Below are 22,630 nucleotides of genomic sequence, written 5' to 3' on the forward strand. Positions count from 1 at the left end.
TTAGCTGGATAGGTAGGGGATCATATTATCCGGAGGGAAAATGAAATATATCATCGCAATTATTAAGCCTTTTAAGTTAGACGAGGTCAGAGAGGCTCTTTCAGATATAGGGATACAAGGCCTTACGATGACTGAAGTGCGTGGTTTTGGGCGGCAAAAAGGACATTCTGAATTATATCGTGGTGCAGAATATACCGTCGACTTCTTACCAAAAGTGCGTCTAGAAATTGCTGTTTCCGATGAATTTGCTGATCTCGTTATTGAGTCAATAGAAAAAGCAGCAAATACAGGGCAAGTAGGTGATGGGAAAATATTTGTATTAGAGCTTGAGCAAGCCATACGTATCCGTACTGGCGAGAAACAAGATGAAGCACTATAGGAGAGTAGCGATGAGTAAACTGTTTCAACGTTTGTGTTGGCTATTTATAGCAAGTTTTCCTGCAAGAGTGTTTGCATCTGATGACGGTGTCGATAAAGCGGATAACGCATTTATGATGGTTTGCACTGCATTAGTCCTATTCATGATCGTTCCGGGTATTGCTTTATTTTATGGCGGGTTACTGAGAAGCAAAAATGTCCTCGCACTGATGGCGCAAACTATGGTTATTTTTGCACTTGTTTCAGTGATTTGGGTCATCTATGGTTACAGTATTTCATTTAGTGAGGGTAATAGCTTTTTTGGGGGATTAAGCCAATTTATGCTCAAGGGTATCAATATTGACAGCTTATCTGCCACCATCCCTCAATTTATTCATGTCGCATTCCAAGGTGCTTTCGCTTGTTTGACGGTTGCGCTGGTGGTTGGTGCATTAGGCGAACGAGTTAAATTTTCTGCAATACTGATATTTACTGTCATTTGGACAACCTTTGCTTATTTGCCTATTGCTCATATGGTGTGGGGAGGAGGACTCCTTGCCCAAGATGGTGCTTTGGACTTTGCTGGAGGCACTGTCGTTCATATTAATGCCGCTGTTGCTGGGCTTGTTGGTGCTTACTTACTTGGAAAGCGCACAGGGTTGGGTAAAGAAGTCATAAAGCCTCACAACTTGCCGATGGTGTTTATGGGTACCGCAATCTTATTTATCGGTTGGTTTGGTTTTAATGCGGGGTCAGCGGGAAGTGCGAATTCCGTCGCGGCCTTGGCATTTATTAATACGGTGGTAGCGGCATCCGGAGCAATACTTTCATGGGTACTTGCTGAATGGATATTTAGGGATAAGCCCTCATTGTTAGGTGCCTGCTCAGGGTGCTTAGCGGGGTTGGTTGGTGTTACACCCGCAGCAGGAACGGTTGGAGTTGCAGGAGCATTAATTATCGGCCTACTTTCAGGTATTGCTGGGTTATGGGGGGTTGTGGTTTTAAAACGTTGGTTAAAAGTTGATGATGTTTGTGATGTCTTTGGTGTTCATGGTGTTTGCGGGGTGGTTGGGTGCTTACTCACGGGGGTGTTTACTTCGGCGGCTCTCGGGGGGATGGGGTATGCAGAAGGTATAACAATGATAAAACAAGTTGGCATTCAGGCATTTAGCATACTTATTTGTGTTGTTTGGACCTCAATTGTTGCCTACCTTGCATTTTTAATCGCAGATAAGACAACAGGCTTACGTGTTGATGTTGAACAGGAGCGAGAAGGGCTTGATATCACTTATCATGGAGAGAGTGCCTATAATTGATCGAAGCCAAAAAGTGAGTTGGTACTAACATACAAGGAAGTTTATCAAACTAAAGCTGTTCAACACCTGCATCTCAATATCTTGATAAACATAATGATAGATGAGTGCGGTCACGATATCCCAAACTAAAGCGAAAATAGCGAATGACCCCCAATAGTTGGATAACCCATTACTGGGGGCGTTTTTTAACTCACAAAATAGTTAGTGAGTACTCGCACTAATTAGCTATAGTTGACTTAGTGAGGCCTTCTTTTACGGATCACCCCTTCTTGAACCGCTGTTGCCACTAAGACCCCTTGTCGGTCATAAATTTGCCCTTTAACAAAGCCTCGTCCTCCTGAAGCTGAAGGGCTTTCAATGGCATAGAGTAACCAATCATCAATTTTAAATGGTCGGTGATACCACATTGAGTGATCGATTGTTGCGACTTGCAAATCTCTCTCCATAAACCCACGGCCATGTGGCTGTAGGGTTGCAGGTAAAAAATTATAGTCAGACGCATAGCCTAATAAGTAGTTGTGTAATGAGGGAATATCAGGCAATTGGCCTTTGGCTTTAAACCAAATATAACGAAAAGGCTCTTGCGGTGGGTTATTAAATGGGCTGTAAAATTGAATAGGCCGAAACTCAAAAGGATTTGGGCGCAAAGCATACTTTTTGACCGACTCGGGCAATTGGGTTGCCAAACGTTGAATGATTTCATCCTGTGATACCAGTGTCTCTGGTAAAGGAACATCTGGCATGAGGTTCTGGTGATTAAACCCCTCTTCTTGTGCTTGGAAAGAGGCCGTCATAAAAAAGATAGGCTTGCCATGTTGTATTGCGCTGATGCGTCGTGTACTAAAGCTGCCACCATCTCTTAATATTTCGACATCATAGACAATAGGGCGTTGGCTATCACCAGGACGCAAGAAATAGCTATGGAATGAATTTATTACGCGACCTTCGGGGATAGTCTGTTCCGCTGCGTACATGGCTTGACCAACAACTTGCCCCCCAAATACTTGAGGTAATCCAAGATCTTCACTTTGACCTCGATAAATACCCTCTTCGATTTTTTCCAGCTCCAATAGGCTGATTAAATTTTGCAATTCTGGGCTCATAGCAACCTTGAAAGTTGATTAATATTTATCAGATGCGGGTATTTTCCCATTAATACATAAAAATAGGTAGAGCGTTTTTTGTCTTATCGCTTTTATATATCAATAGCAGAAAGCATGGCTGGCTATGATTTTAAATAGGCGATGACTACCGTTTAGGCCGCTATGTTCAACAGTTGATTACATTTTGATGTTGTTTGTTACATTTTGAAAGAATATTTTGTTGGTGAGTATTTTTTAGCTATAATCAATTCGCCTTCAGTAAAAATCACACTCTGATTAGTATAAAAATACTTAACAACAAATTGTTTTTTGGACATTTATTATGAAACTACACCTATGCATAATTGGCTTTGTTCTGCCTGCTTTTTTGGTCGGTTGTGAAGGTAATAATAATAATGTAAAAGAGACGAAGGTTAACAATCACAGCCATAATGCAAAGCAGCATTTAGACACTGACGTCATTAGAGGGCAAGTTGTCATTCCGCAGCAGGTCAAATTGCCTCAGAATGCCGTGATTACAGTAACCTTAGCGGATATTTCAATCGCGGAACTACCTGCGTTGATCTTATCACAAAAATATTATGAGACTTTAGGCAAACAGTCTCCTTTTCCTTTTGAATTAAGCTATCAAAAGAATGAAGTACGCCCAGATGCCCATCTTGCGATGAGAGCGACAGTATCTGTTGATGGTAATATCTTGCTGATTTCCAAAGTAGAAAATCTCTCTACTAGTGATGATACGAGCAAAGAAATTAGGTTAGTTATTGAACCCACCAGTTGATTATTTTTTAATAAATATCATTAATTACGTATTTTGTGCAAGAAATCAGCACTTGGCAGTAGTTTTCTTGCTATTTTAGTTGTCATCAAGCATAATGCCTCCTGCTTTTTAGGAAGCAATCTATGGGGGCTCTGTTGGTTCTCCCGCAACACTAACTTGTTAATTTGGTCAGGTCTGGAAAGAAGCAGCCACAGCAGGAGATGTGTGTGCCGGGATGTCGCTGGCAGGGCCCCCACCCAATTATGAGTTAAGTAACCTATCTGTTTATTTCCCCCCTCTTTCATCTTATAACTTAAGCTAATATTCATTGGCAGATAAAATAGCAAAATCGTAAATTTGAAATGAGTATTATTAATTTTAATGCTATTTTTATAAGATAAAGCGACGATTATTTGTAAGGTTTTATAAATTCTTTATGAATAAGCGTAGCGCTATTGAGAAGTTGTCTAATTATGAATATCCAAAGCTTAATTGGATAAAATACGAGCACGATGGATACATTGTTTACAATGTATAATAATAGAATGAAAGACAATATACACATTAAGCCGATAAAATGAATTATCGGCTATAACCAGTTATTATCTGTGCATATTAATAAGTAGTTACCTAACAAATTTCCAAACCGATGCAGGGATTTTGTCATAAAGTTTATTCATAGTGAGTTCTGCAAGGCGATGGTCAGCAGCTGAATAGAACAATTCTAACTCATCTTCAGAAAGCTCATACTTATTTTTCTCAATAACACGCTCAAGTGTATCGATGGTTGTGCATTTTCTTAAACGCATCAGATAATCAGTTTTGGTCATAATACCCTTTCTTTTATTGATAATTAAAAAAGCTTTATAACATGCTATGTTATAGTTTATATAGCGACGAATAATATCTTTATGTTTTGCTTGCAGGGCACTTTAAATCATCATCAAGTACGGAAACTAGATTTTGATTCATGCTCTGCCAGTCAATAATTTCACTTAGAGTTATTACAGGGCTTCCGAATAAATCATAAGTCTCATCAAGATACTCTTCAACTAATGATATAACGAGATTCTCTTTGGGATATTTTATCTTAAATTGCCACACGAAGGCTGCAATATGTTCAATGAGTTCATTAAGTCTAGCACTTTGTGGTGAACTTAAATCATTGACCCAGTGTGTATTAGTTTTCTGTAAGCTTAACATTGCTTCTCGATTCAAACTGTTACACAAGTATTTTAACTCAGATATATCATAATTTTTGGGTGAATATTCATCCATAATCACCTCCGCAGGCGAGACTAACCTTTGCTATGTGTATTTCTATATCTAAATAATCTAGTACAAACTAAATAAAACACCTTGGTTATTAACATAAGCATTTACTAATCAACGCATTAGGTTATATATACTTTGTAACAAAGTAGGTGTAATTTTTAGAATTATCAATAATTATATCAGTAATATTCAAATACGGGCTAGCAGCGCTAACAGTTTTCGCTGTGCTAATAATATAGCACTTTTATTACATAAGTCACCACCTGACCGCGGTTTTTTTTCAAAAATAAAGCAGGATAAAGGACTTATAGTGCTATTTATATCAATTAAGCGCAGTTTTAAAGGAGTTTTATATCCAATTAGAGATACTTTTCGTTTGTTTACAAAAAATAACGATGATTTTAACTTAAAAACGATATGCAAAATAATTTGAAGAGGTTTTTTTAACAAAATAGAGAAAAGATTAACGGTAATTGAATATGATACCAATATTGATAAGCATAATTAATTTTTAATACCAAATAAGTAATACCTACCGATTAATCGGTAGGTACATGACAGAGACTTATTTTATAAGTAGAGGTTCAATGTGACACCAGGTTTTAGATCTGCCATTTTGACACCTGAATTCCAACTCATTAAATCATTGAGTTTGATCCCATGCCTTTTGGCTATGCTGTAATAAGAGTCACCTTTCTTCACTCTATAAGTTTTGGTTTTACGACTATTGGCAGTAGGGGCTGAACCTTTTATCTTAAGGGTTTGGCCCGGATAGATAGTGGCCGTTTTCATTCCATTAAGCCGCTTTATCTCTTTACTTGTCGTATTGAATTTTTTGGCAATACTTGCAACCGATTCCCCTTTAGCCACTTTATAAGTGAAATTATTGGCGGGTTGGGTTGATCTCTGATGCTGATTTTTAGCCACAGCGAGACGGATATTATCTAAAACAGCTTGGTCAGAAAGTGATACTTTTAATTGCTCCGCTTTTGCTGTCGGTAACATAATATAATGTGGGCCATTAGGTGATGTTACACCACGCTTATAGCCAGAATTATAAATTTTCAGCGACTCTTCCGAAATACCTGTTAGCTCGGCAGCTTGGGTTAATGTAATTTGCTGCCCAACATCGACTTGAGTTAACGCTCTATTTCGGTTACTACGCGGTAATTTAATTTGATATTTTTCAGGGGCTCTTAATATTTGGCTAAGCGCTAATATTTTAGGCACATATTGTTTTGTTTCTTTAGGTAAAGATAACGACCAGAAATCAGTTGGCAACCCAGCTTCTTCATTCTTCTTAATCGCATTCAGTACACAGCCTTCACCGCAGTTATAAGCGGCTAAGGTTAATTCCCAATCATGTCCAAACATGATATTTAAATTTTCGAGCAAATCAAAAGCAGCCTTAGTCGATGTGACTAAGTCACGACGCTCATCGACCCATTGATCTTGTTTTAAGCCATAAGAGCGTGCGGTGATAGGAACAATTTGCCACAATCCTGCCGCCTGTGCAGGTGAGGTTGCTTTTGGATTGAATGAACTTTCTATGATTGGAATCAGGGCCAATTCCATGGGTAAGTTACGATTATCGATTTCGTCCACGATCCAGTACATATAAGGTTCGGCCCTTAATGTGACGTCGTAGAGAAAACTTTGTTTTGTATAGTTACTTGCCTGTTCCCTGATGATAGCATTATCAGGTATATCCATCTTCAGCTCATCACTGATATAACCCCAAAGGTCGTTATCTACCGTTGAGATTTGTCTGCTTGCTGCCTGATTATGTGGAGCAACGGTTTCTATAGTGTGGTTTGCTGAAGACCTGTTCTGCTTGGTTTGTTGAGGCGAAGATTGGCATCCGGCCAGCAGAACAATGGCGATAATAGTCGCTATTGTCTTCATTGTGTCTTGGTTCTTTGTTGTATGTGTAAAAGTCGAACAATAATACTTATCCGACACAAAGAAGACAATAATTAAACGTTAATAATGATCTTTTAATTGACGTAGAACGGTAAAAACAGCTCTAAGTGGTGGGTTAGCTTGATTTATATTTAATTTTCTTTGCAATTGTGCATTATCACACTGTAAAAAAATATTCACTTTTCGTTCTGTTTTTAGCGTGGTAGGTACAGTTGGTTGATTTTTGTTTCGCTTAGCGGCAACCTCTTCTTGATATTGGCTAATTTGCGTGTTTTCAGGCCAAATATGGTGAGCGAATTTCAAATTAGATTGAGTATATTCATGGGCACAACAAATTAATGTGTCATCAGGGAGAGCAGCAATTTTCTGAATGGATTGATACATTTGCTCCGGTGTACCCTCAAATATCCTTCCACACCCAGCAGAAAACAGGGTATCGCCACAAAATAGATAAGGGGCTTGATAAAAAGCAATATGACCAAGGGTATGTCCAGGTAAGCCAATAACATCAAAATTAAAATCGTTAATTTTGACACTATCACCTTGCTCAACGATTTGTGTTGCTCCTTTAACTTGAGTCTCTTGAGGCCCAAAAACAGGTAGGTTACTGAAGTTTTTCAGAATACCTTTTACACCACCAGTATGGTCATTGTGATGATGGGTCAGTAAGATAGCCGTTGGGGTAAGCTTTTTTTGCGTCAATATTTCGAGGACTGGCTCTGACTCCGCGGGGTCAACAATGATACACTGTTGGTTATTATCAGACAGAATCCAAATATAGTTATCATTTAAAGCAGGGACTCGTATTAACTCCATAATGACCTCTCTATTTTGATTAAGGGGAATTTGATGAAGCCAGCGCGTATTGAAAAAAAGTTCCAGATGCCTGTGAGTTGGTCTGATATCCCTTTTGGGGAACACTATCGCCAAGCGTTGCAATATCAGCTTCGCCCTTGGTGGCCAAAAATATTTGGCTTTCATTTGCTTAAGCTTGGGCACCTCAGTACTGAGGTCGATACCGAAGAGTGTATGGTATCGCATCAGTTTTGTTTGGGGAATGGTGACCCTCGTTTTCAAGTTATCGCTGAACCACAAGCGCTTCCCTTTACGGCCAAATCAATCGACGCATGCCTAATCTCACACATGTTGGCATATAGCCATGACCCCCATTGGGTATTGCGTGAAGTTGACCGTGTGCTCGTTGATGATGGCTGGCTAATTATTTCTGGCTTTAACCCATTTAGCTTATTAGGGATCGGTAAAATGGTGCCGTTCCTTCGTAAACAGCAACCTTATTGTAGCCGTCTTTTTCCTACGTTAAGGGTATTTGATTGGCTTAGTGTATTGAATTATGAAGTACTTTACCATCGCAATTGTCAGGTGTTTCCATGGCATGGCCCTGAAAATTGGTTAAATCAGCGCATAAAAGGGGTAGGTACTTTAAATGTGATTGTTGCGAGAAAGCGAACTTACCCTCTAACTCCGACATTGCTCAAATTTAAACAACCGAAAGTTAAAATAGGCACTGCACTGGGGGCAACAAAGCGTATTTCTGATAGCACCAAAAAATTATAAATTTCAGCGATAAACACGCGATACGAATTAAGGCCTACACTGTGTGGGCAAATGTAGGCAAGTTGGGATTGAACCCGTTTAATCTTGTGTAGGTTGGTAACCTGTATCTTCTTTTGTTGGTGATTCAGCCGCTTGGCGTGCGAGTTCATCACATTTTTCATTTTCCGGATGGCCTGCATGGCCTTTTACCCAACGCCAATCAATTTTATGGCGAGCGATAGCCGCATCTAAGCGTTTCCAGAGGTCAACATTCACTACCGGAGACTTATCTGCTTTACGCCACTGACGACGCTTCCAATTGTGGATCCATTGTGTGATCCCTTGGCGAACATATTGGCTATCGGTGGTTAAAATAATATCACATGGTCGTTTTAACGATTCAAGGGCAACAATAGCAGCAAGTAGCTCCATACGGTTATTGGTTGTCATAAAAAAACCTTCATTGAGTGTCTTTTCATGCTGTTGGTAACGAAGAAGAATGCCATAACCACCTGGACCTGGATTACCCAGACAGGAACCATCAGTGAAAATTTCTACCTGCTTTGTCATTTCTGTTAAACTCTACCTTATTCATCAATCTCTAGTTTGACACAAAAATCCATTATGAGCACGGCGATAACCAGACAAATTGTCCTCGATACTGAAACCACAGGTATGAACAAACTGGGCGTTCATTATGAAGGCCATAACATTATTGAAATTGGAGCCGTCGAGGTTATCAATCGTAGGCTGACGGGGCGCAATTTTCACGTCTATATAAAACCTGATCGTCTCGTGGACCCTGAAGCTTTTGAGGTTCATGGTATCAGTGATGAGTTTTTACAAGATAAACCCGTGTTCGCTGATATTGCCGATGAGTTTATTGAGTTTATTCGTGGAGCAGAGCTGATTATCCATAACGCCCCCTTTGATATTGGCTTCATGGATTACGAATTTAGCAAATTGAATAAAGATATACCGCCAACGGCCGATTTTTGCCAAATAACGGATAGTTTAGTGATGGCTCGGCAAATATTTCCCGGTAAACGGAATAACTTGGATGCGTTGTGTGATCGCTATTTGATTGATAATACGAAACGAACTCTCCATGGGGCTTTGCTCGATGCCGAGATACTGGCTGATGTCTATTTAGCGATGACTGGTGGACAGACGTCTTTGGCTTTTTCAATGGAAGCAGATACTTCAAACGAAAGTTATGTTGAAGAAGTACAACGGATAGACCGTCCTGTCAGTGGGTTAAGGGTACTTTATGCGACGGATGAAGAGCTGATTGAACATGAAAAGCGGCTAGATATCGTCGATAAAAAAGGTGGTAAGCCTTGTCTCTGGCGTCAATCGCCTGAGGAAGGGGAGACGGTTCATTAGCAGTTATTCGCTTTTAAGGCTAAAAACTGTTCAAATGCACGTTTTTTCAAGAAAAAGTATTGACTGTTATTGAAAGTATTCGTAATATGCATCGCGTTCCCAAGGGGAATGTTCGGAGCGGTAGTTCAGTTGGTTAGAATACCTGCCTGTCACGCAGGGGGTCGCGGGTTCGAGTCCCGTCCGTTCCGCCAGATATCGAAGCCCTGATTCTTAGAATCAGGGCTTTTTGCATTTATGCCTTTGTTCCCTCAAATACACAAAAGAAAAATCCCTCATAAATGTAATGATAGGGGATACTCTTGATATCCCAATCTGTGTTCATGGCTATTGCAGCGAGTCAGTAATAAAGTTTATGAAATAGAGAACGAAGTCTTGAGTTAAGACTACTATTACACGTAAGCAATTTATAAATCTAAATAAACAGATGAAAGCTAACATGACATTAATGATCGTTATTGAGGTATGACGATGAGAAAATTAGTTAGATAACTTTAACTCCCATCCTTTTGTGTGAATCATTTTGCTTCACTACCTTTTAGTATTTCCCATCCTGAATAAATGATATTGATTTAATCCTCTTTTAGTGGGCGATTAAAACACTATCGTTCAATTCATAATCTATAAATCACTTATTCATCTCTTGATGGCTTTTAATGTTACCTTTAAGTGTTTTTGAGAATAATAATGGTTTTCAATTTAAATTGGTTTTAAAATTTAAATTTTGTTTTTATCCCTTTATGATACTCATTATAAGTATATTTAAGTTCAAATAAGATAAACATAATAAGAGTATATTCATTTTTCTTGCATATTTATATTATTTAAATTAGTAGTCGTTTTCCAATATTATGAAATTAACTAAAAATTAACACGTCTTATTTTTAGTTATGCTGATTATTATTTTAAAAGTGATTATGAAATCGTGGTTAGTATTATTACCTAAATCAAAAGATAACGTTAACTTTTGAAGGAGTCTTATCTGATATTTAAAGATTGGTTATTATTTAAAATAATGTGGACTGCTTTGTATCTATATGAAAAATATATATTTATTTTTCTGTTTGCTATTTTATAAGAGGTGTTTAATAAATTAATTAATTTATATTTTCATTAATGATTATGACTATTTATAAAATTTAAAATTTTCATCTTTATTTGCGTCATAATTAGTGTTTTTATGGTTGAAAAGTCCATTTTATATAGACTGTCTTAAAATGATTCGCCCTAGAAGCCAGCAAAATAGCTAGGTTTTACGATATTCAAGTTACTCTTTAATGGTGTAAACAGGAGATCTCTGTGCTGCCAGATGGTAGGGGGGAAGTTTGATTTTACTCCAATGCTCAAGTAAATTAATAGGCATTGATTCAGTGACAATACATAATACAACATTATTTATACCTATAGACTTAAAGTTGCATAAAACATGTTGAAGATAGATTTTTTATTCAATTTTAAAATGGAATTTTAAATGGAATGGGTTTCTATGCATATCGATTTTTATTAGTTATCTTCGTTCGATATATTTATGTAAGTGACATTTAAATAGGTAAGTGTAATTAATTTAATGCATGGAGAAAAATAGTGAGAGTAGATGCGGTACAAATGCCGAAAAATAAACTCGATGATTCAAGAACTGTTTTTACCAAAGCTATCGGGAAAGAAATACATAAATTACGCAAAGAACGTTCGATGACAGGAAAAGATCTAGCTAAGCTAGTTAATGTTTCCCAACAACAAATATCACGTTATGAATGTGGAGTTTGTAATATAACAATAGATACATTGATTGTTATTTTAAATGCATTAAATGTTTCATTAACAGATTTCTTTAATCAGGTCTTTTTACAGGTATTCGAAAAGGAAAAGAAAATCTGTGTGCAATATCATAATGTATTTAGCTCTACTGACCAATCGGAAGAATTGAAGAAACAGCTCGAAATATTTTCTCGATATGACCAAACTAACTTATGGGGTTAGTTATTTTATCATTTCTTTTTATTTAAAGTTTTTTAAATTATTTATCTTTAAATAATTAGGAATAAACACGTCTGAAGGATTGTGAATACATTCCTATTTTTTAAGTACGATATATTTATATTGCAGAGGCAATCATGAAAAAAATTATTTTAGCAACCTTAATTTCTGGCGCAATGAGTGCATCCGCTTTTGCTGTGGATGCAGGAAAAGGGACAGTAACTTTCACGGGGTCTATCATTGAAGCACCATGCTCAATCGCTCCAGGAGATGAAAGTCAAACTATTGATTTAGGACAGGTTTCTAATGTTACCCTACAGAAAGGTGGTATGTCCGCAGCTCAGCCTTTTGAGATCCATCTCGAAGGTTGCACGTTGAACGCAGAATATAAAGATAAAGATGGCGTTACCCAAAAATATAACAATATGGTTGAAGTGAAATTTGAAGGTACAGAGTGGGTAAACAATGGTAGCAATACTGGATTAATTCAAATTACAGGTGATGCGTCTGGTGCAGGTATTGTATTGATGAATAAATCAGGTGCAAAAATCAATATCAATGATTCAACCGTTGAGCGTGCTTATACCTCAGGTAATAACATTTTGAGTTTTCAAGCTGCGCTGCAAGGCATGTCAGATGCGACCGTTGTTCCAGGTAGTTTCCAAGCCGTGACCAACTTTACATTGGCCTATAACTAATCGTTATTGCCAATGAAGTATTCCCCTAAGGCACTTAGTGATTAGGGGAAATATAAAAGAGGGGGGAACTCGGTTATGAAAGCTATTTCAGTCATGTTACTTGTTAGTCAATTCGTCATTTTATCGAGTGTACAAGCACAAGCTTCCACATTATGGGGAAGTGTCAATATGAATGGCAGTATTGTCGATTCTGCATGTGCTATTGATACCGGTTCTTATGAACAGGTTGTCGACATGGGAATATTACCCGTTGGAACAATACGCCAGCAAGGACAAGGCCCTGTTCACCCTTTCTCTATTACGCTAATTGGTTGCACTTTAATGCCATATACAGGTTCTGCTTGGCAAGCTTTTACGGTGACTTTTGACGGCCCCGCTTCTGGTAATTGGTTTACGGTGTCGGGAGATGCGCGTGGCGTTGCTCTGTTATTACAAGATGCAGATGGAAAGCCTATTTATCCAGGGCAGTCCACAGAGAAACAAACTATCGCGCCGGGAAATACTGTACTGAATTATGGGTTAAGGCTAGTTGCCGATAAAGAGCCTTTACGTCCGGGGCAATATCAAAGCGCACTGCGTTTTAAGCTGGATTATTACTAATAATAAAAAAGTCATTTTTTCTTTTTAGCTTACGTTTTTCCTGAACCTGATTTTTAGGGATGTTATTTATGTCTTCTTCACGACCTGTATTTTTTCGCCTTAGTCGCTTAGGCCTAGTCATTGTTTTTTCACTCTATGGTCTATCAACGCCATTGTGGGCAACTGAGACAATTGAATTCAATACAGATGTGCTGGATCTGGAAGATAAAAATAACATTGATCTAGAGCAGTTCTCTCGTGCGGGCTACATCATGCCCGGTACTTATTCTTTTACATTAAAGGTTAATGGCGAGCAGTTTTCAGAAGTGTCAGTGCCTTTTTATCCCCCTGAAGATGATCCACAAGGTAGTACAGCTTGTATATCGCCAGAGGTAGCGGAGCAATTTGGATTGACTTCATCGGCAAAGAAAGAGTTGGCATGGTGGCATGACGGACAGTGCCTTACAGCAAGTAGCTTACCTGGGATGCAAATCCGTGGTGATTTAGCTACCTCGTCATTATACGTGAGTATTCCACAAGCTTATCTCGAATTCACTGCGCCTAACTGGGATCCACCATCGCGTTGGGATGAGGGGATTGCTGCGTTGATGCTGGACTATAACATTAATGGTAATGCCAATAATTCATATAACGGTGGTCACGATAGTTATGCGTTAAATGGAAATGGTATTGCAGGGGTGAACTTAGGGGCTTGGCGCTTTCGCGCTGATTGGCAAGGCCGTTTAAATCATGCTACTGGTTCTGGTGATTCGGTTAATAAAGACTTTGACTGGAATCGGTTTTATGCCTATCGCGCATTGCCGTCACTCGCTGCTAAATTGGTATTAGGGGAGGATTACCTTGTTTCTAATATCTTTGATTCATTTCGTTTTATTGGCGCCAGTGTGCGTTCTGAATTGAATATGCTCCCGCCAAATTTGCGTGGCTATGCACCAGAAGTGACAGGCATTGCAAAAACAAATGCGACGGTAATAGTTAGCCAGCAAGGGCGAGTGTTGTATGAAACACAAGTCGCTCCGGGGCCGTTTCGTATTCAGGATTTGAGTGATGCTGTTAGTGGCAAACTCGATATCACAGTTAAGGAACAGGATGGTACAACCCAAGAATTTCAAATAGATACAGCTAGCTTGCCTTATTTAACGCGCCCAGGGCAAATACAATACAAATTAGCATTAGGCCAACCAACTAATTATCAGCGTCACAGTGAAGGGGACTCTTTTGTCACGGGTGAATTTTCGTGGGGCGTCAATAATGGCTGGTCACTATTTGGCGGTAGCCTGAATAGTAAAAATTACAATGCCGTATCGCTGGGTATTGGGCGTGATTTATTGGCATTTGGAGCTTTATCTTTCGATGTTACTCAATCTTTTGCCCGATTACCGAGTATGGGGAATTTAAACGGAGGTTCCTACCGTATTAATTACTCTAAACGTTTTGAGGCGATTGATAGCACTATTCAATTTGCAGGTTATCGCTTTTCCGAGCGTGACTTTATGTCGATGTCTGATTTCTTAAATGCACTGAAAACCGGTGAGCGTTATGGAGGGAGTAAAGAGTTATATACGATATCGCTGAATAAAAATTTCGGCGAGTTAGGAATGTCGTTATACCTCAACTATAACCACCAAACTTATTGGGATCAGCCGGATAATGATTATTACAGCATCATGCTGTCGAAATATATGGATATTGGTTCACTCAAAAATATCAGTGTTAACTTATCGGCAAACCGCAGTGTTTATAACGGTGTTAAGGATGACAGTATATATCTATCGACCTCATTCCCCTTAAGTAACGGCGCCAACGTAGGGTATTCGCTGAATAGTAGTCGCTACGATACGACAAATCGGGCGACCTATTACGACCGAATCAATGATCGAACGACATACCAGTTGAGTGTCGGGAGTAGCAAAAAAGGTGGAACGGGGAGTGCATTTATCACCCATCAAGCTGATATCGCACGTTTAACGGCTAATGTGAGTTATATGCATAACCAATATAGTGCATTTGGTCTATCAATGAGCGGTGGAATGACTTTTACCCCAGAGGGGGGCGGACTTCATCGTATTAATACATTAGGTGGAACGCGAATGTTAGTCGATACCGATGGTGTTTCGGATGTGTCGATCAAAGGGATTGGTGCACCGATTACCTCGAATATGTTTGGTAAAGCCATTGTTGGTGATGTGAGTAGTTACTACCGTAGTAAGGCTCAAATTGACTTAAATGCATTACCAGACAATGTAGAAGCACAGCAGTCGGTAGTACAAGCCACGCTCACAGAAGGCGCTGTAGGTTATCGTCATTTTGCTGTGGTATCAGGACAAAAAGCGATGACAGTACTGCGATTGCCTGATGGTAGCCACCCGCCATTCGGCGCTCAAATACAAAACAGTAAAGCGCAAAATACAGGAATTGTGGGTGATTCTGGAAGTGCTTATATCAGTGGTATTAACCCTCAGAGTGTGATGACTGTGACTTGGGGAGAAGATAAGGCTTGTCAGATCACCTTTCCTATTCAGTTAGGTTCTTTACAGGAAGCATTACTATTGCCGTGTATTCCGACAACGTTACCTGCATCAACGGTGATAGTGAAAAGATAGTTTTATGCAGCACAAGAATAGCCTAATTCACGAAAAGCATGGCTCAAGAGAGAACACAGAAATAAAAGGTAAATAACTATGCAATTAACGATTTCTTATCGTGCAACCATGGGGTTAATTGGTTTGGCATTATTTAGCAGCACAGCTTATTCCGCGGTATCGATGGATAGGACTCGGGTTATTTTTGATGGTGGACAAAAGTCAATCTCACTCAATATTTCAAATAACAACAAACAGTTACCATATTTAGCTCAAGGGTGGATTGAAAATGCGGAAGGGCAGAAGATCCAATCGCCATTGGTTGTATTACCGCCCATACAGCGTTTAGAGCCAGGTAAATCAAGCCAAGTAAAAATTGAAGCATTACCTGCTATTAGTGCGTTACCTCAAGATCGTGAGTCTTTATTTTATTTTAATTTACGAGAAATACCGCCAAAAAGCGATAAACCAAACACATTGCAAATTGCTCTGCAAACACGAGTGAAGCTGTTTTATCGACCTAAAGCGATAATGCCTGAAAAAAACGGTGCGCCATGGCAAGACAAATTAACCTTAGATAAACAAGGTGAACGTTATATCGTGAAAAATCCAACCCCGTATTACGTCACGATTATTAATGCGACGACTAATGGCAAAGCATCGGATGGCAAAGATTTTACACCTGTCATGGTGCCACCGTTTGGGCAGGATGATTTAGGCATCAGCGCTAATCAATTAGGAAATAATCCCGTACTGACTTACATCAATGATTATGGTGGACGCCCTAATTTGACTTTCCGCTGTCAGGCGTCGAGCTGTCAGGTTGTTCCAAATGGTAAAAGCGAATAATTCGAGTAAGCACCCGACTGACGGTGCCCATATTGAAGGAGTACGCATGACAGACTTACAAAGAAAAAACGTTTTCCGATACGGCTTACTTCTAGCGATGTTGAGCAGCACCGTCAGTTTATCAGGCATGGCGGCTGATAATAATGGCAATCTCTATCGGCCAGTAGATAACTGGAATGTCGATGGACAGCATGGTGTGTTGTACGTGTCAGGTTCATTAACGGAAAGCCCATGTCGGCTAGCGATGACATCTAGTTACCAATCAGTCGAGATGGGGAATTTGGATACCAGTACCTTGCAGCATAATGGTAGAGGAGCACCCGTACCGTTTCAGATTGAGTTAGAGGACTGTTTAGAAACAGAGACTCGTTTAGATAATGTACAAACGGGAATGACAGCATGGAGCTCCAGTCAACCAGCAGTCAAAATTCGTTTTTTAGCAGATAGTGTGCCATCAATGCCGGATATCGCTCGTGTCAATGGGGTAAAAGGATTGGGGCTGGCTATCACAACACCAAATGGTTCACTGCTACCTTTGGGGTTAGAAAGTGAGCCACAGTTATTGCCTTCAGGGCAAAGTCAGTTGACCTATTACGTGACGCCGGTGAGAACGGGGCAGCTTGTGCCGGGGGCGTATTCGGCGCTGATTGCATTTGAAATGTTGTACGAGTAGGAGTGGTCATCATTATGACAATGAGACGATGTCGACTGCCGAAAGTGCTGGCAACCAGTCTGTTGATGAGCAGTTTGATGCTGTGTTCAGCGGCGACCCTTGCAGAAACCTATACCTTAACCGTGAAGGTCACGGTAGTTGAGAAGACCTGTGATATCTACGGGCCTGACGGGATTGGACAGCCCATCAATGTGGCGATGGGCGACCTGATCATAAAAAATATCGATGGGGTTAGCTACGGAAAAACTGACATTCCGTATACTCTAAGTTGCGACGATGCAGCAAGTAATCCAGCCTTAAAACTGAAATTTGATGGCCCCCGCATGAGTGGCCAAGCGGCGAATGTGTTGTCCACCTCGGACCAGAACTTAGGATTACGCCTTATGGCGGGTAACAGTAATCTGAATTTAGGCGTCTGGCGTCATTTTAATTATAGCACTCAGCCAACCCTTAGTGTGATACCGATTGGCAGTGGGACTGGGGGGATTAATGACGGTCAGATGACTGCATCCGCGACGTTGAGTGTGGAGTATCAATAATGATGAACCGACAAGCTAAGATATCTGCAATGGCATTATGGCTAAGCGGCTTGATGCCGCTGACGACGTATGCGGTAGATGTGAACTTTACCGCCAACTTAATCCAAAACCCGCCGTGTGATGTGGCGGGGCCGGACGGGGTTGACCAGCCGATCCGCGTGCCGTTTGGCGAGGTGGGGATCACCAAGATTAATGGCGAAAACTATCGCCAAGACTTTACCTTGACGCTGAGTTGCGGAACAGGGCTTGGGAATGCCGTGGCGTTATATCTTGAGTATCGCGGGATGGTCGCGGAGAGTTTTGATAATAAAGCCTTGCAAGCTAGTCAGACCGGGTTGGGGGTTCGATTATACCATCAAGGGGTCGTCATACCACCTAACACAGGGACACCGATAACGATGTCGGATAATGGCGTTGCAACTTTACCCTTGTATGCGGTGCCAGTGAAGGATACTGACCCGTCTGCAATGTTATATGAAGGGAATTTTACCGCGACGGCCAGTGTGGAGATGAATTACCCATGAGGATATTCAATCACAAGAGAACTTTCTGGATGTCGATGAGTGCAATACTGTGGTGTTGCAGTTTTCTACCGTCAGTGGCTCAGGCGGCGAACAGTAATGATATTCAGTACAGTGGAACGTTGATTGCGTTGCCGTGCACGGTTGACCCGAATTATGAGAACTTCGGAGTTGACTTTGGGGGCAATATTAATTCAAAGGATTTGCTGAATGGACAACGTCGTTATAGCAAGGAAGACATCCAATTTCATTTGACGGATTGTGATACTTCTTTGGGAAATAGTATTGCAGTGAAATTTAGCGGTGTTTCGACGACCGACAATGGATTACTGAATGTGGATGCTGGAAGTCAGGCTAGTGGGATTGCGATAGGTCTTGAAACCCCGAGTGGTGTAGCGTTACCCATTAATAACACTCAGGTAGAGCCTTTAATGCCGATAAAAAAAGGGGATATGACGATACGGTTACGGTCATATATACAGGCAGTGGAAGACGCAACGGTAGAGAGCATTCAGCCGGGTTTTTTTACGGCGACGCTGACGTATATGTTGATATATCAGTGAAGCGATGCTCCATTTTACGGGGTAGAGACGGGGTGTTTTCTATCAGGCTAGTGCAAGACTATATACGTCAATGCTCGCTAAGGTTTAGTAGTGATTTATTTGCCATCTATTGCTTAGTATTTATCTCACAATAACAGTTTAAGCGGTGGCAAATTTCTTGGTATTCAATTTCAAAATAGATTTCGTTGATGAGTATTCATTATCAAGCGACACAAGGAATCCATAAATGCGCATTCAGTTAGCTCTTTTGCTATTCACTTTTCCATTAACTTCTATTGGGGCATCTTACTTCAATCAGAACAATACTCCGCAAAGAGCAATAGGATATGGTGAAGGGTCTTTTTCAATATTTGGAACAGTATATAAAATCCAAGATAATATTGATCGGCGTCCTATAACCAATTCTGTTGGGTATGATACTGGAGTTATGTCCGCTGAAAGTTATGGCTACTCAGGTGGAGCAGTGACTATTGATGCTAAATACAATACACTTTCTAACGTATCAGGAGGATCATCATGTTATTTGTATGGAACTCTATACTTTTCTGAGTCTGACGGCTGGTATGATTACAGTTACGGGCATCTGCGTTGGGATGTGTTTGGTGATGTATTTTATGATCCCAATCTGTATATAAAGGTTGATAAACCATGTAATCAAGCTATTTTATCCGATTTACCGACAGTTAATATTCCATTACCAAGCATCAACAAATTTTATATTTGGCGGGGTATATCTGGTATATGTGCCAATCAGTCTTGCTCAAATGGAAGTTATAATCATACTCGGGTTTTACCTCGTAATGGGTCTATGACTGCTTTGGCAGATGTAATCGCTTGCACATCAAATACAGTCAACAGTTCTACTTGCCGGTCTTTATTTTATAATACTGTACGTGGCACTGATATTCCTTCTGGGTTAATTCCTGACATCCCAGCTGTATGTAATGTGAATTTACCTGATCTGAACTTTGGAACTGTAGGCATGAATGACTGGGCTGGAAACATGGCTCAATCTATAGGCTCAGTATCTTGTACAAAGGATGCATCTATTACCTTTACTGTGGTTGGTGGAGATTCAGTTAAACTGGGCCCTTTTAATGCTTCTATTGGTATAAATGGGAAATTAGGCGGGTCATCGATCGTTAATACGGGGATAGGGGAAGTGACATTCACAATTGATGGACAGCTAAAATCGTCTACAGGGAGTGTTACAGCAGGGGAATATCAAACAAGTGTTGTAGTAATAGGTACAATTAATTGAAATGCATCTTACAATAAATAATAAAGCGACATCAATTTCATTGCTATTTACAAATTGAGTGATGCCATTTGCTCTAATTTTGGATGTGCAGGTGCTATCAACGGTATTTTTATTCAGAAAAATGAGTGCATATTAGACTAATCTTATCAGTAATAGCTACAGAAAGTGAATATGTTCCCATTTTTCAGAAATTTACTGGATTTATGAAAATTTGGAGTAGTATAGTTAATTTGGTTACCAAGTCAGAGGTGATATATTACCTCATAAAAAACAGGTGACATTTATTGCAAAACGTATAAAACGATTTTTAAGTGCTGAATTTAAACTTGAAGCGACTCAATTTGTCATTGATTAAAATTGTTCCGCGGCCGAAGCTGCCAATGCCATGGGCGTGGGTAAATCAACCATTGGATAATGGGGGCGGCAACTCAAAAACGAGCGTAAAGGTATTTCGCCAAAAGCATCGGCAATGACACCAGAACAAGTTGAAATTCGTGCACTAAAAAAGAAAATTGCTCATCTCGAAAAGCATGACGAGCTCTTAAAGAAGGCTACTTTTCTGGTGATGTCAGACTCCCTGAACAACTTGCGATAATTAAAAAACTGAGCCAAAGCTACCGTATTCAAATATTATGAGGCGTGTTTAGTATTAAACTCTTTTCATATCACAATCCAGTGAATCGGTAAAAATACCCCCGGCGTAATTATTTTTAGCTTCCATAAAAGCGACAAAATATCATCGTGTACTTTTAATTAAACTAAAGTGATGTAAATATAATTTATATATTGGGAGTTAGAATGGTTATTTCACTTTGTTAATGATGTGAATTATTTAAATTTGTATATTTTATGATGCTATTTTTATCGGTAATTTAATGAGCTAATAAATTATTAATGATTAATATAATTAAATATAAGTCAATGTAACTGAAATATGCCATGGTTATTTTAAAGGAAATGATTAATTTACTTTTATCTTGTTTGATAAAAAACGTATTCTTCCCTGAAAATAAACTTGGAGGTTGATGTATGTCATTGAATATAGAATTAAAAAATCAATTGGAATCATCTATACTTGATTTAAATCTACCTGAAAATCCCTACTTTAAATCTCTGACTTCTGGTGAAATGACCCATGAACAATTTTTAAATAGCCAATTAGAATTTGCATCGATGGTTTATTTTTTCAGTAGGCCAATGGCACAAATTATTGCCAATATATCCGACCCCATTTCACGAATTGCCTTGGTGGGTAATCTTTGGGAAGAACATGGTCAAGGTATCAAGGAAAATGTACATGGAAATACAATCTTAACTTTGATCGAACGTTTAGGCGGTGATATATCCAGTATTGATTTACAGAACCCCCCTCCGAATGCTCGGATCTTTAATGAAGCATTACGTGGAGTTTCTGCTTTTTGTGATTTTCGTTTTGCTGCTTCTATGTATGCAGGTATTGAGAGAACGTTTGTTGATGTATCGTGCATGATATTTGAAGCTATAACTAAAGAGGGTTGGCTGCCAGAAGATAAGATCACCCATTATGGTTTACATCGAGAACTGGATATTGAGCACTCAGAAGATTTTTTGAAAGTGGTCAATCAATATTGGGATGAACCAAAATATCAATTTATGATTAAAGAAGGTATCAAATTTGGCTGCCAATTATTTGCTAATGCATATGTTGGTTTTTATCGGAGCATGGGCAAGTAGCTCCAAGGATATTTATTGTTTTTAGTGATATAAATAAAATGTAGAATTTGGCTATTTATGACTATTGATATTTATTATCATAAATAGCCGATTTTGGTTTGTATATGGCTAACCACTAATATAGTGGGGGCTGTGCATATGATATTTCTCAATGAGAACGATATAGGTGGTATTTTGTTTTAAATTTCCCATATAACACTCCAGTGAGTCGGTAAAAAGATGGAATAAATACCCCACCGCAATTGCTTTTAATTTCCATGATGGTAGTAAAAATATCATCACATATGCGATAGCCGCCCAACCAGTGTGTAACGAATGGAAACCAATACTCTATTGATTAGGCTCAAAAATCGGATAGGCCAGTAAATGATCTAAATCGACTGTCATGGTTGTTATCATCAATAATGCTGCTAATTTTCAGCTAGTTTCGCCAAAATAGATAGCCAAATAAGATTGTCACTAAAAAATGAAAGCCGTAGTGCACAATATTGCGAAAAATTTCAAATGCCACAATTAAACCTCTAATGCATTATTTTTATTTATTAGCAGATATCTCTTCTTCATTCCTATCTGCATTGGATTATTCAGCGCTTTTGAGCTAAATATACTCATTTTTTGGCGGCTAGCGTGCTCCTGTTGTATCGAGATTATAACCAAGTCGTATAACGAATAGGGATTTTTTGTTTCGATGTGTAGAGCCATGCTTATCTCTTATCTAATCCACCAATTTTTCATAGCAAAATTTGCTAATAATCACTATTGTTATCCCTAAATGCATAAGAATGACAAATCACCTTGATCCCTGATGGTAAACTCAGGTTTAATAAGGGTAATGATTTGCGCAAAAAAATCATCTTTAAGTGATATTTTGCGCAATGGAAAGGATTCAGCTCTGAAATAGTTTAATTTATTGACGATTCGCGGGCACGAATGTAGCGAATAATTGCTGTGTGGAGCAAATTGCGTTAGTTTCATAGCTTGTC

At 39.3% G+C, this 22,630-nt stretch carries 22 protein-coding genes, 1 tRNA gene, 1 other RNA gene and 2 pseudogenes; 19 read left to right on the forward strand and 7 right to left on the reverse strand.

Annotated features, from left to right (window positions below; genetic code table 11):
- The first annotated feature begins 40 nt into the window (after positions 1 to 40).
- Entirely contained in the window at positions 41 to 379 is a 339-nt protein-coding gene (locus tag PSF11_RS07675) for a P-II family nitrogen regulator (RefSeq protein ID WP_004927053.1), read from the forward strand.
- A gap of 10 nt (positions 380 to 389) precedes the next feature.
- Positions 390 to 1,673 carry an ammonium transporter AmtB gene (gene amtB / locus PSF11_RS07680; RefSeq protein WP_014656764.1) on the forward strand — a complete coding sequence of 428 codons (1,284 nt, stop codon included), beginning with the start codon at positions 390 to 392 and terminating at the stop codon, positions 1,671 to 1,673.
- A 236-nt stretch (positions 1,674 to 1,909) separates the two neighbouring features.
- On the opposite strand, the gene tesB is transcribed toward amtB, so the two are convergent.
- Positions 1,910 to 2,776, reverse strand: coding sequence for an acyl-CoA thioesterase II (tesB, locus tag PSF11_RS07685; protein WP_072502515.1), 867 nt, complete (start codon positions 2,774 to 2,776; stop codon positions 1,910 to 1,912).
- A 322-nt stretch (positions 2,777 to 3,098) separates the two neighbouring features.
- Between tesB and PSF11_RS07690 the strand changes: the two genes are divergently transcribed.
- Positions 3,099 to 3,557, forward strand: coding sequence for a YbaY family lipoprotein (locus tag PSF11_RS07690; protein WP_004927062.1), 459 nt, complete (start codon positions 3,099 to 3,101; stop codon positions 3,555 to 3,557).
- A 132-nt stretch (positions 3,558 to 3,689) separates the two neighbouring features.
- Positions 3,690 to 3,786: signal recognition particle sRNA small type (gene ffs / locus PSF11_RS07695), an RNA gene on the forward strand.
- A gap of 376 nt (positions 3,787 to 4,162) precedes the next feature.
- Here the strand turns inward: ffs and PSF11_RS07700 are convergent.
- The 4 genes from PSF11_RS07700 to gloB all read right to left on the reverse strand — a co-directional run bounded on the left by PSF11_RS07700 (position 4,163) and on the right by gloB (position 7,550).
- A complete protein-coding gene (locus PSF11_RS07700) occupies positions 4,163 to 4,366 on the reverse strand; it encodes an HHA domain-containing protein (protein ID WP_004927064.1) in 204 nt (67 codons plus the stop codon).
- A gap of 79 nt (positions 4,367 to 4,445) precedes the next feature.
- Positions 4,446 to 4,814, reverse strand: a complete 369-nt coding sequence (tomB, locus tag PSF11_RS07705) for an Hha toxicity modulator TomB (RefSeq protein ID WP_004927067.1) — start codon at positions 4,812 to 4,814, stop codon at positions 4,446 to 4,448.
- Positions 4,815 to 5,381: 567 nt separating this feature from the next.
- Positions 5,382 to 6,716: a murein transglycosylase D gene (mltD, locus tag PSF11_RS07710; RefSeq protein ID WP_072502514.1), complete on the reverse strand. Its 1,335-nt coding sequence runs from the start codon at positions 6,714 to 6,716 to the stop codon at positions 5,382 to 5,384.
- A gap of 78 nt (positions 6,717 to 6,794) precedes the next feature.
- Positions 6,795 to 7,550 carry a hydroxyacylglutathione hydrolase gene (gene gloB, locus PSF11_RS07715; RefSeq protein ID WP_004927081.1) on the reverse strand — a complete coding sequence of 252 codons (756 nt, stop codon included), beginning with the start codon at positions 7,548 to 7,550 and terminating at the stop codon, positions 6,795 to 6,797.
- A 33-nt stretch (positions 7,551 to 7,583) separates the two neighbouring features.
- Between gloB and PSF11_RS07720 the strand changes: the two genes are divergently transcribed.
- The gene (locus PSF11_RS07720; protein ID WP_053110025.1) at positions 7,584 to 8,309 is read left to right on the forward strand and encodes a class I SAM-dependent methyltransferase; all 726 of its coding nucleotides are present in this window, start codon (positions 7,584 to 7,586) and stop codon (positions 8,307 to 8,309) included.
- 78 nt (positions 8,310 to 8,387) lie between these two features.
- Here the strand turns inward: PSF11_RS07720 and rnhA are convergent, their stop codons facing one another.
- On the reverse strand, positions 8,388 to 8,858 hold the full coding sequence (gene rnhA / locus PSF11_RS07725) for a ribonuclease HI (RefSeq protein ID WP_014656762.1): 471 nt from the start codon (positions 8,856 to 8,858) through the stop codon (positions 8,388 to 8,390).
- Positions 8,859 to 8,912: 54 nt separating this feature from the next.
- On the opposite strand from rnhA, the gene dnaQ reads away from it, so the two are divergent.
- The 14 genes and pseudogenes from dnaQ to PSF11_RS07795 all read left to right on the forward strand — a co-directional run bounded on the left by dnaQ (position 8,913) and on the right by PSF11_RS07795 (position 21,647).
- A complete protein-coding gene (dnaQ, locus tag PSF11_RS07730) occupies positions 8,913 to 9,674 on the forward strand; it encodes a DNA polymerase III subunit epsilon (protein WP_004927092.1) in 762 nt (253 codons plus the stop codon).
- Positions 9,675 to 9,788: 114 nt separating this feature from the next.
- Positions 9,789 to 9,865, forward strand: a tRNA-Asp gene (locus PSF11_RS07735).
- A 1,390-nt stretch (positions 9,866 to 11,255) separates the two neighbouring features.
- On the forward strand, positions 11,256 to 11,651 hold the full coding sequence (locus PSF11_RS07740; RefSeq protein WP_061064704.1) for a helix-turn-helix domain-containing protein: 396 nt from the start codon (positions 11,256 to 11,258) through the stop codon (positions 11,649 to 11,651).
- 134 nt (positions 11,652 to 11,785) lie between these two features.
- A complete protein-coding gene (locus tag PSF11_RS07745) occupies positions 11,786 to 12,346 on the forward strand; it encodes a fimbrial protein (protein WP_004927218.1) in 561 nt (186 codons plus the stop codon).
- Positions 12,347 to 12,421: 75 nt separating this feature from the next.
- The gene (locus PSF11_RS07750; RefSeq protein ID WP_036941784.1) at positions 12,422 to 12,946 is read left to right on the forward strand and encodes a fimbrial protein; all 525 of its coding nucleotides are present in this window, start codon (positions 12,422 to 12,424) and stop codon (positions 12,944 to 12,946) included.
- 68 nt (positions 12,947 to 13,014) lie between these two features.
- Positions 13,015 to 15,549, forward strand: coding sequence for an outer membrane usher protein (locus PSF11_RS07755; protein WP_072502513.1), 2,535 nt, complete (start codon positions 13,015 to 13,017; stop codon positions 15,547 to 15,549).
- A 78-nt stretch (positions 15,550 to 15,627) separates the two neighbouring features.
- Positions 15,628 to 16,377, forward strand: coding sequence for a fimbria/pilus periplasmic chaperone (locus PSF11_RS07760; protein WP_072502512.1), 750 nt, complete (start codon positions 15,628 to 15,630; stop codon positions 16,375 to 16,377).
- The gene (locus PSF11_RS07765) at positions 16,361 to 17,050 is read left to right on the forward strand and encodes a fimbrial protein (RefSeq protein WP_014656759.1); all 690 of its coding nucleotides are present in this window, start codon (positions 16,361 to 16,363) and stop codon (positions 17,048 to 17,050) included. Before PSF11_RS07760 ends, PSF11_RS07765 begins: the two co-directional genes overlap by 17 nt.
- A gap of 14 nt (positions 17,051 to 17,064) precedes the next feature.
- A complete protein-coding gene (locus PSF11_RS07770) occupies positions 17,065 to 17,589 on the forward strand; it encodes a fimbrial protein (protein ID WP_223854850.1) in 525 nt (174 codons plus the stop codon).
- Entirely contained in the window at positions 17,589 to 18,113 is a 525-nt protein-coding gene (locus PSF11_RS07775; RefSeq protein WP_014656757.1) for a fimbrial protein, read from the forward strand. Before PSF11_RS07770 ends, PSF11_RS07775 begins: the two co-directional genes overlap by 1 nt.
- A 35-nt stretch (positions 18,114 to 18,148) precedes the next feature.
- The gene (locus PSF11_RS07780; protein WP_225829620.1) at positions 18,149 to 18,673 is read left to right on the forward strand and encodes a fimbrial protein; all 525 of its coding nucleotides are present in this window, start codon (positions 18,149 to 18,151) and stop codon (positions 18,671 to 18,673) included.
- A 226-nt stretch (positions 18,674 to 18,899) separates the two neighbouring features.
- Complete coding sequence (locus tag PSF11_RS07785; RefSeq protein ID WP_004927238.1) at positions 18,900 to 19,934, forward strand: hypothetical protein; 1,035 nt, start codon at positions 18,900 to 18,902, stop codon at positions 19,932 to 19,934.
- A gap of 283 nt (positions 19,935 to 20,217) precedes the next feature.
- Positions 20,218 to 20,567: pseudogene (locus PSF11_RS07790) on the forward strand (transposase); the annotation flags it as partial.
- A gap of 396 nt (positions 20,568 to 20,963) precedes the next feature.
- Positions 20,964 to 21,647, forward strand: a complete 684-nt coding sequence (locus tag PSF11_RS07795) for a TenA family transcriptional regulator (protein WP_004927246.1) — start codon at positions 20,964 to 20,966, stop codon at positions 21,645 to 21,647.
- Positions 21,648 to 21,755: 108 nt separating this feature from the next.
- On the opposite strand, the pseudogene PSF11_RS07800 reads toward PSF11_RS07795, so the two are convergent.
- Positions 21,756 to 22,158, reverse strand: a pseudogene (locus tag PSF11_RS07800) (DUF6122 family protein).
- Positions 22,159 to 22,630: the final 472 nt, after the last annotated feature.

Origin of the sequence: Providencia sp. PROV119, from assembly GCF_028482435.1 — a bacterium.
Classification (GTDB): Bacteria; Pseudomonadota; Gammaproteobacteria; order Enterobacterales; family Enterobacteriaceae; genus Providencia; species Providencia stuartii.

Coding starts and splice junctions, on each gene's coding strand:
- PSF11_RS07675 (WP_004927053.1), top strand. CDS start 41: ATGAAATATATCATCGCAATTATTAAGCCTTTTAAGTTAGACGAGGTC.
- amtB (WP_014656764.1), top strand. CDS start 390: ATGAGTAAACTGTTTCAACGTTTGTGTTGGCTATTTATAGCAAGTTTT.
- tesB (WP_072502515.1), bottom strand. CDS start 2,776: ATGAGCCCAGAATTGCAAAATTTAATCAGCCTATTGGAGCTGGAAAAA.
- PSF11_RS07690 (WP_004927062.1), top strand. CDS start 3,099: ATGAAACTACACCTATGCATAATTGGCTTTGTTCTGCCTGCTTTTTTG.
- PSF11_RS07700 (WP_004927064.1), bottom strand. CDS start 4,366: ATGACCAAAACTGATTATCTGATGCGTTTAAGAAAATGCACAACCATC.
- tomB (WP_004927067.1), bottom strand. CDS start 4,814: ATGGATGAATATTCACCCAAAAATTATGATATATCTGAGTTAAAATAC.
- mltD (WP_072502514.1), bottom strand. CDS start 6,716: ATGAAGACAATAGCGACTATTATCGCCATTGTTCTGCTGGCCGGATGC.
- gloB (WP_004927081.1), bottom strand. CDS start 7,550: ATGGAGTTAATACGAGTCCCTGCTTTAAATGATAACTATATTTGGATT.
- PSF11_RS07720 (WP_053110025.1), top strand. CDS start 7,584: ATGAAGCCAGCGCGTATTGAAAAAAAGTTCCAGATGCCTGTGAGTTGG.
- rnhA (WP_014656762.1), bottom strand. CDS start 8,858: ATGACAAAGCAGGTAGAAATTTTCACTGATGGTTCCTGTCTGGGTAAT.
- dnaQ (WP_004927092.1), top strand. CDS start 8,913: ATGAGCACGGCGATAACCAGACAAATTGTCCTCGATACTGAAACCACA.
- PSF11_RS07745 (WP_004927218.1), top strand. CDS start 11,786: ATGAAAAAAATTATTTTAGCAACCTTAATTTCTGGCGCAATGAGTGCA.
- PSF11_RS07750 (WP_036941784.1), top strand. CDS start 12,422: ATGAAAGCTATTTCAGTCATGTTACTTGTTAGTCAATTCGTCATTTTA.
- PSF11_RS07755 (WP_072502513.1), top strand. CDS start 13,015: ATGTCTTCTTCACGACCTGTATTTTTTCGCCTTAGTCGCTTAGGCCTA.
- PSF11_RS07760 (WP_072502512.1), top strand. CDS start 15,628: ATGCAATTAACGATTTCTTATCGTGCAACCATGGGGTTAATTGGTTTG.
- PSF11_RS07765 (WP_014656759.1), top strand. CDS start 16,361: ATGGTAAAAGCGAATAATTCGAGTAAGCACCCGACTGACGGTGCCCAT.
- PSF11_RS07770 (WP_223854850.1), top strand. CDS start 17,065: ATGACAATGAGACGATGTCGACTGCCGAAAGTGCTGGCAACCAGTCTG.
- PSF11_RS07775 (WP_014656757.1), top strand. CDS start 17,589: ATGATGAACCGACAAGCTAAGATATCTGCAATGGCATTATGGCTAAGC.
- PSF11_RS07780 (WP_225829620.1), top strand. CDS start 18,149: ATGAGTGCAATACTGTGGTGTTGCAGTTTTCTACCGTCAGTGGCTCAG.
- PSF11_RS07785 (WP_004927238.1), top strand. CDS start 18,900: ATGCGCATTCAGTTAGCTCTTTTGCTATTCACTTTTCCATTAACTTCT.
- PSF11_RS07795 (WP_004927246.1), top strand. CDS start 20,964: ATGTCATTGAATATAGAATTAAAAAATCAATTGGAATCATCTATACTT.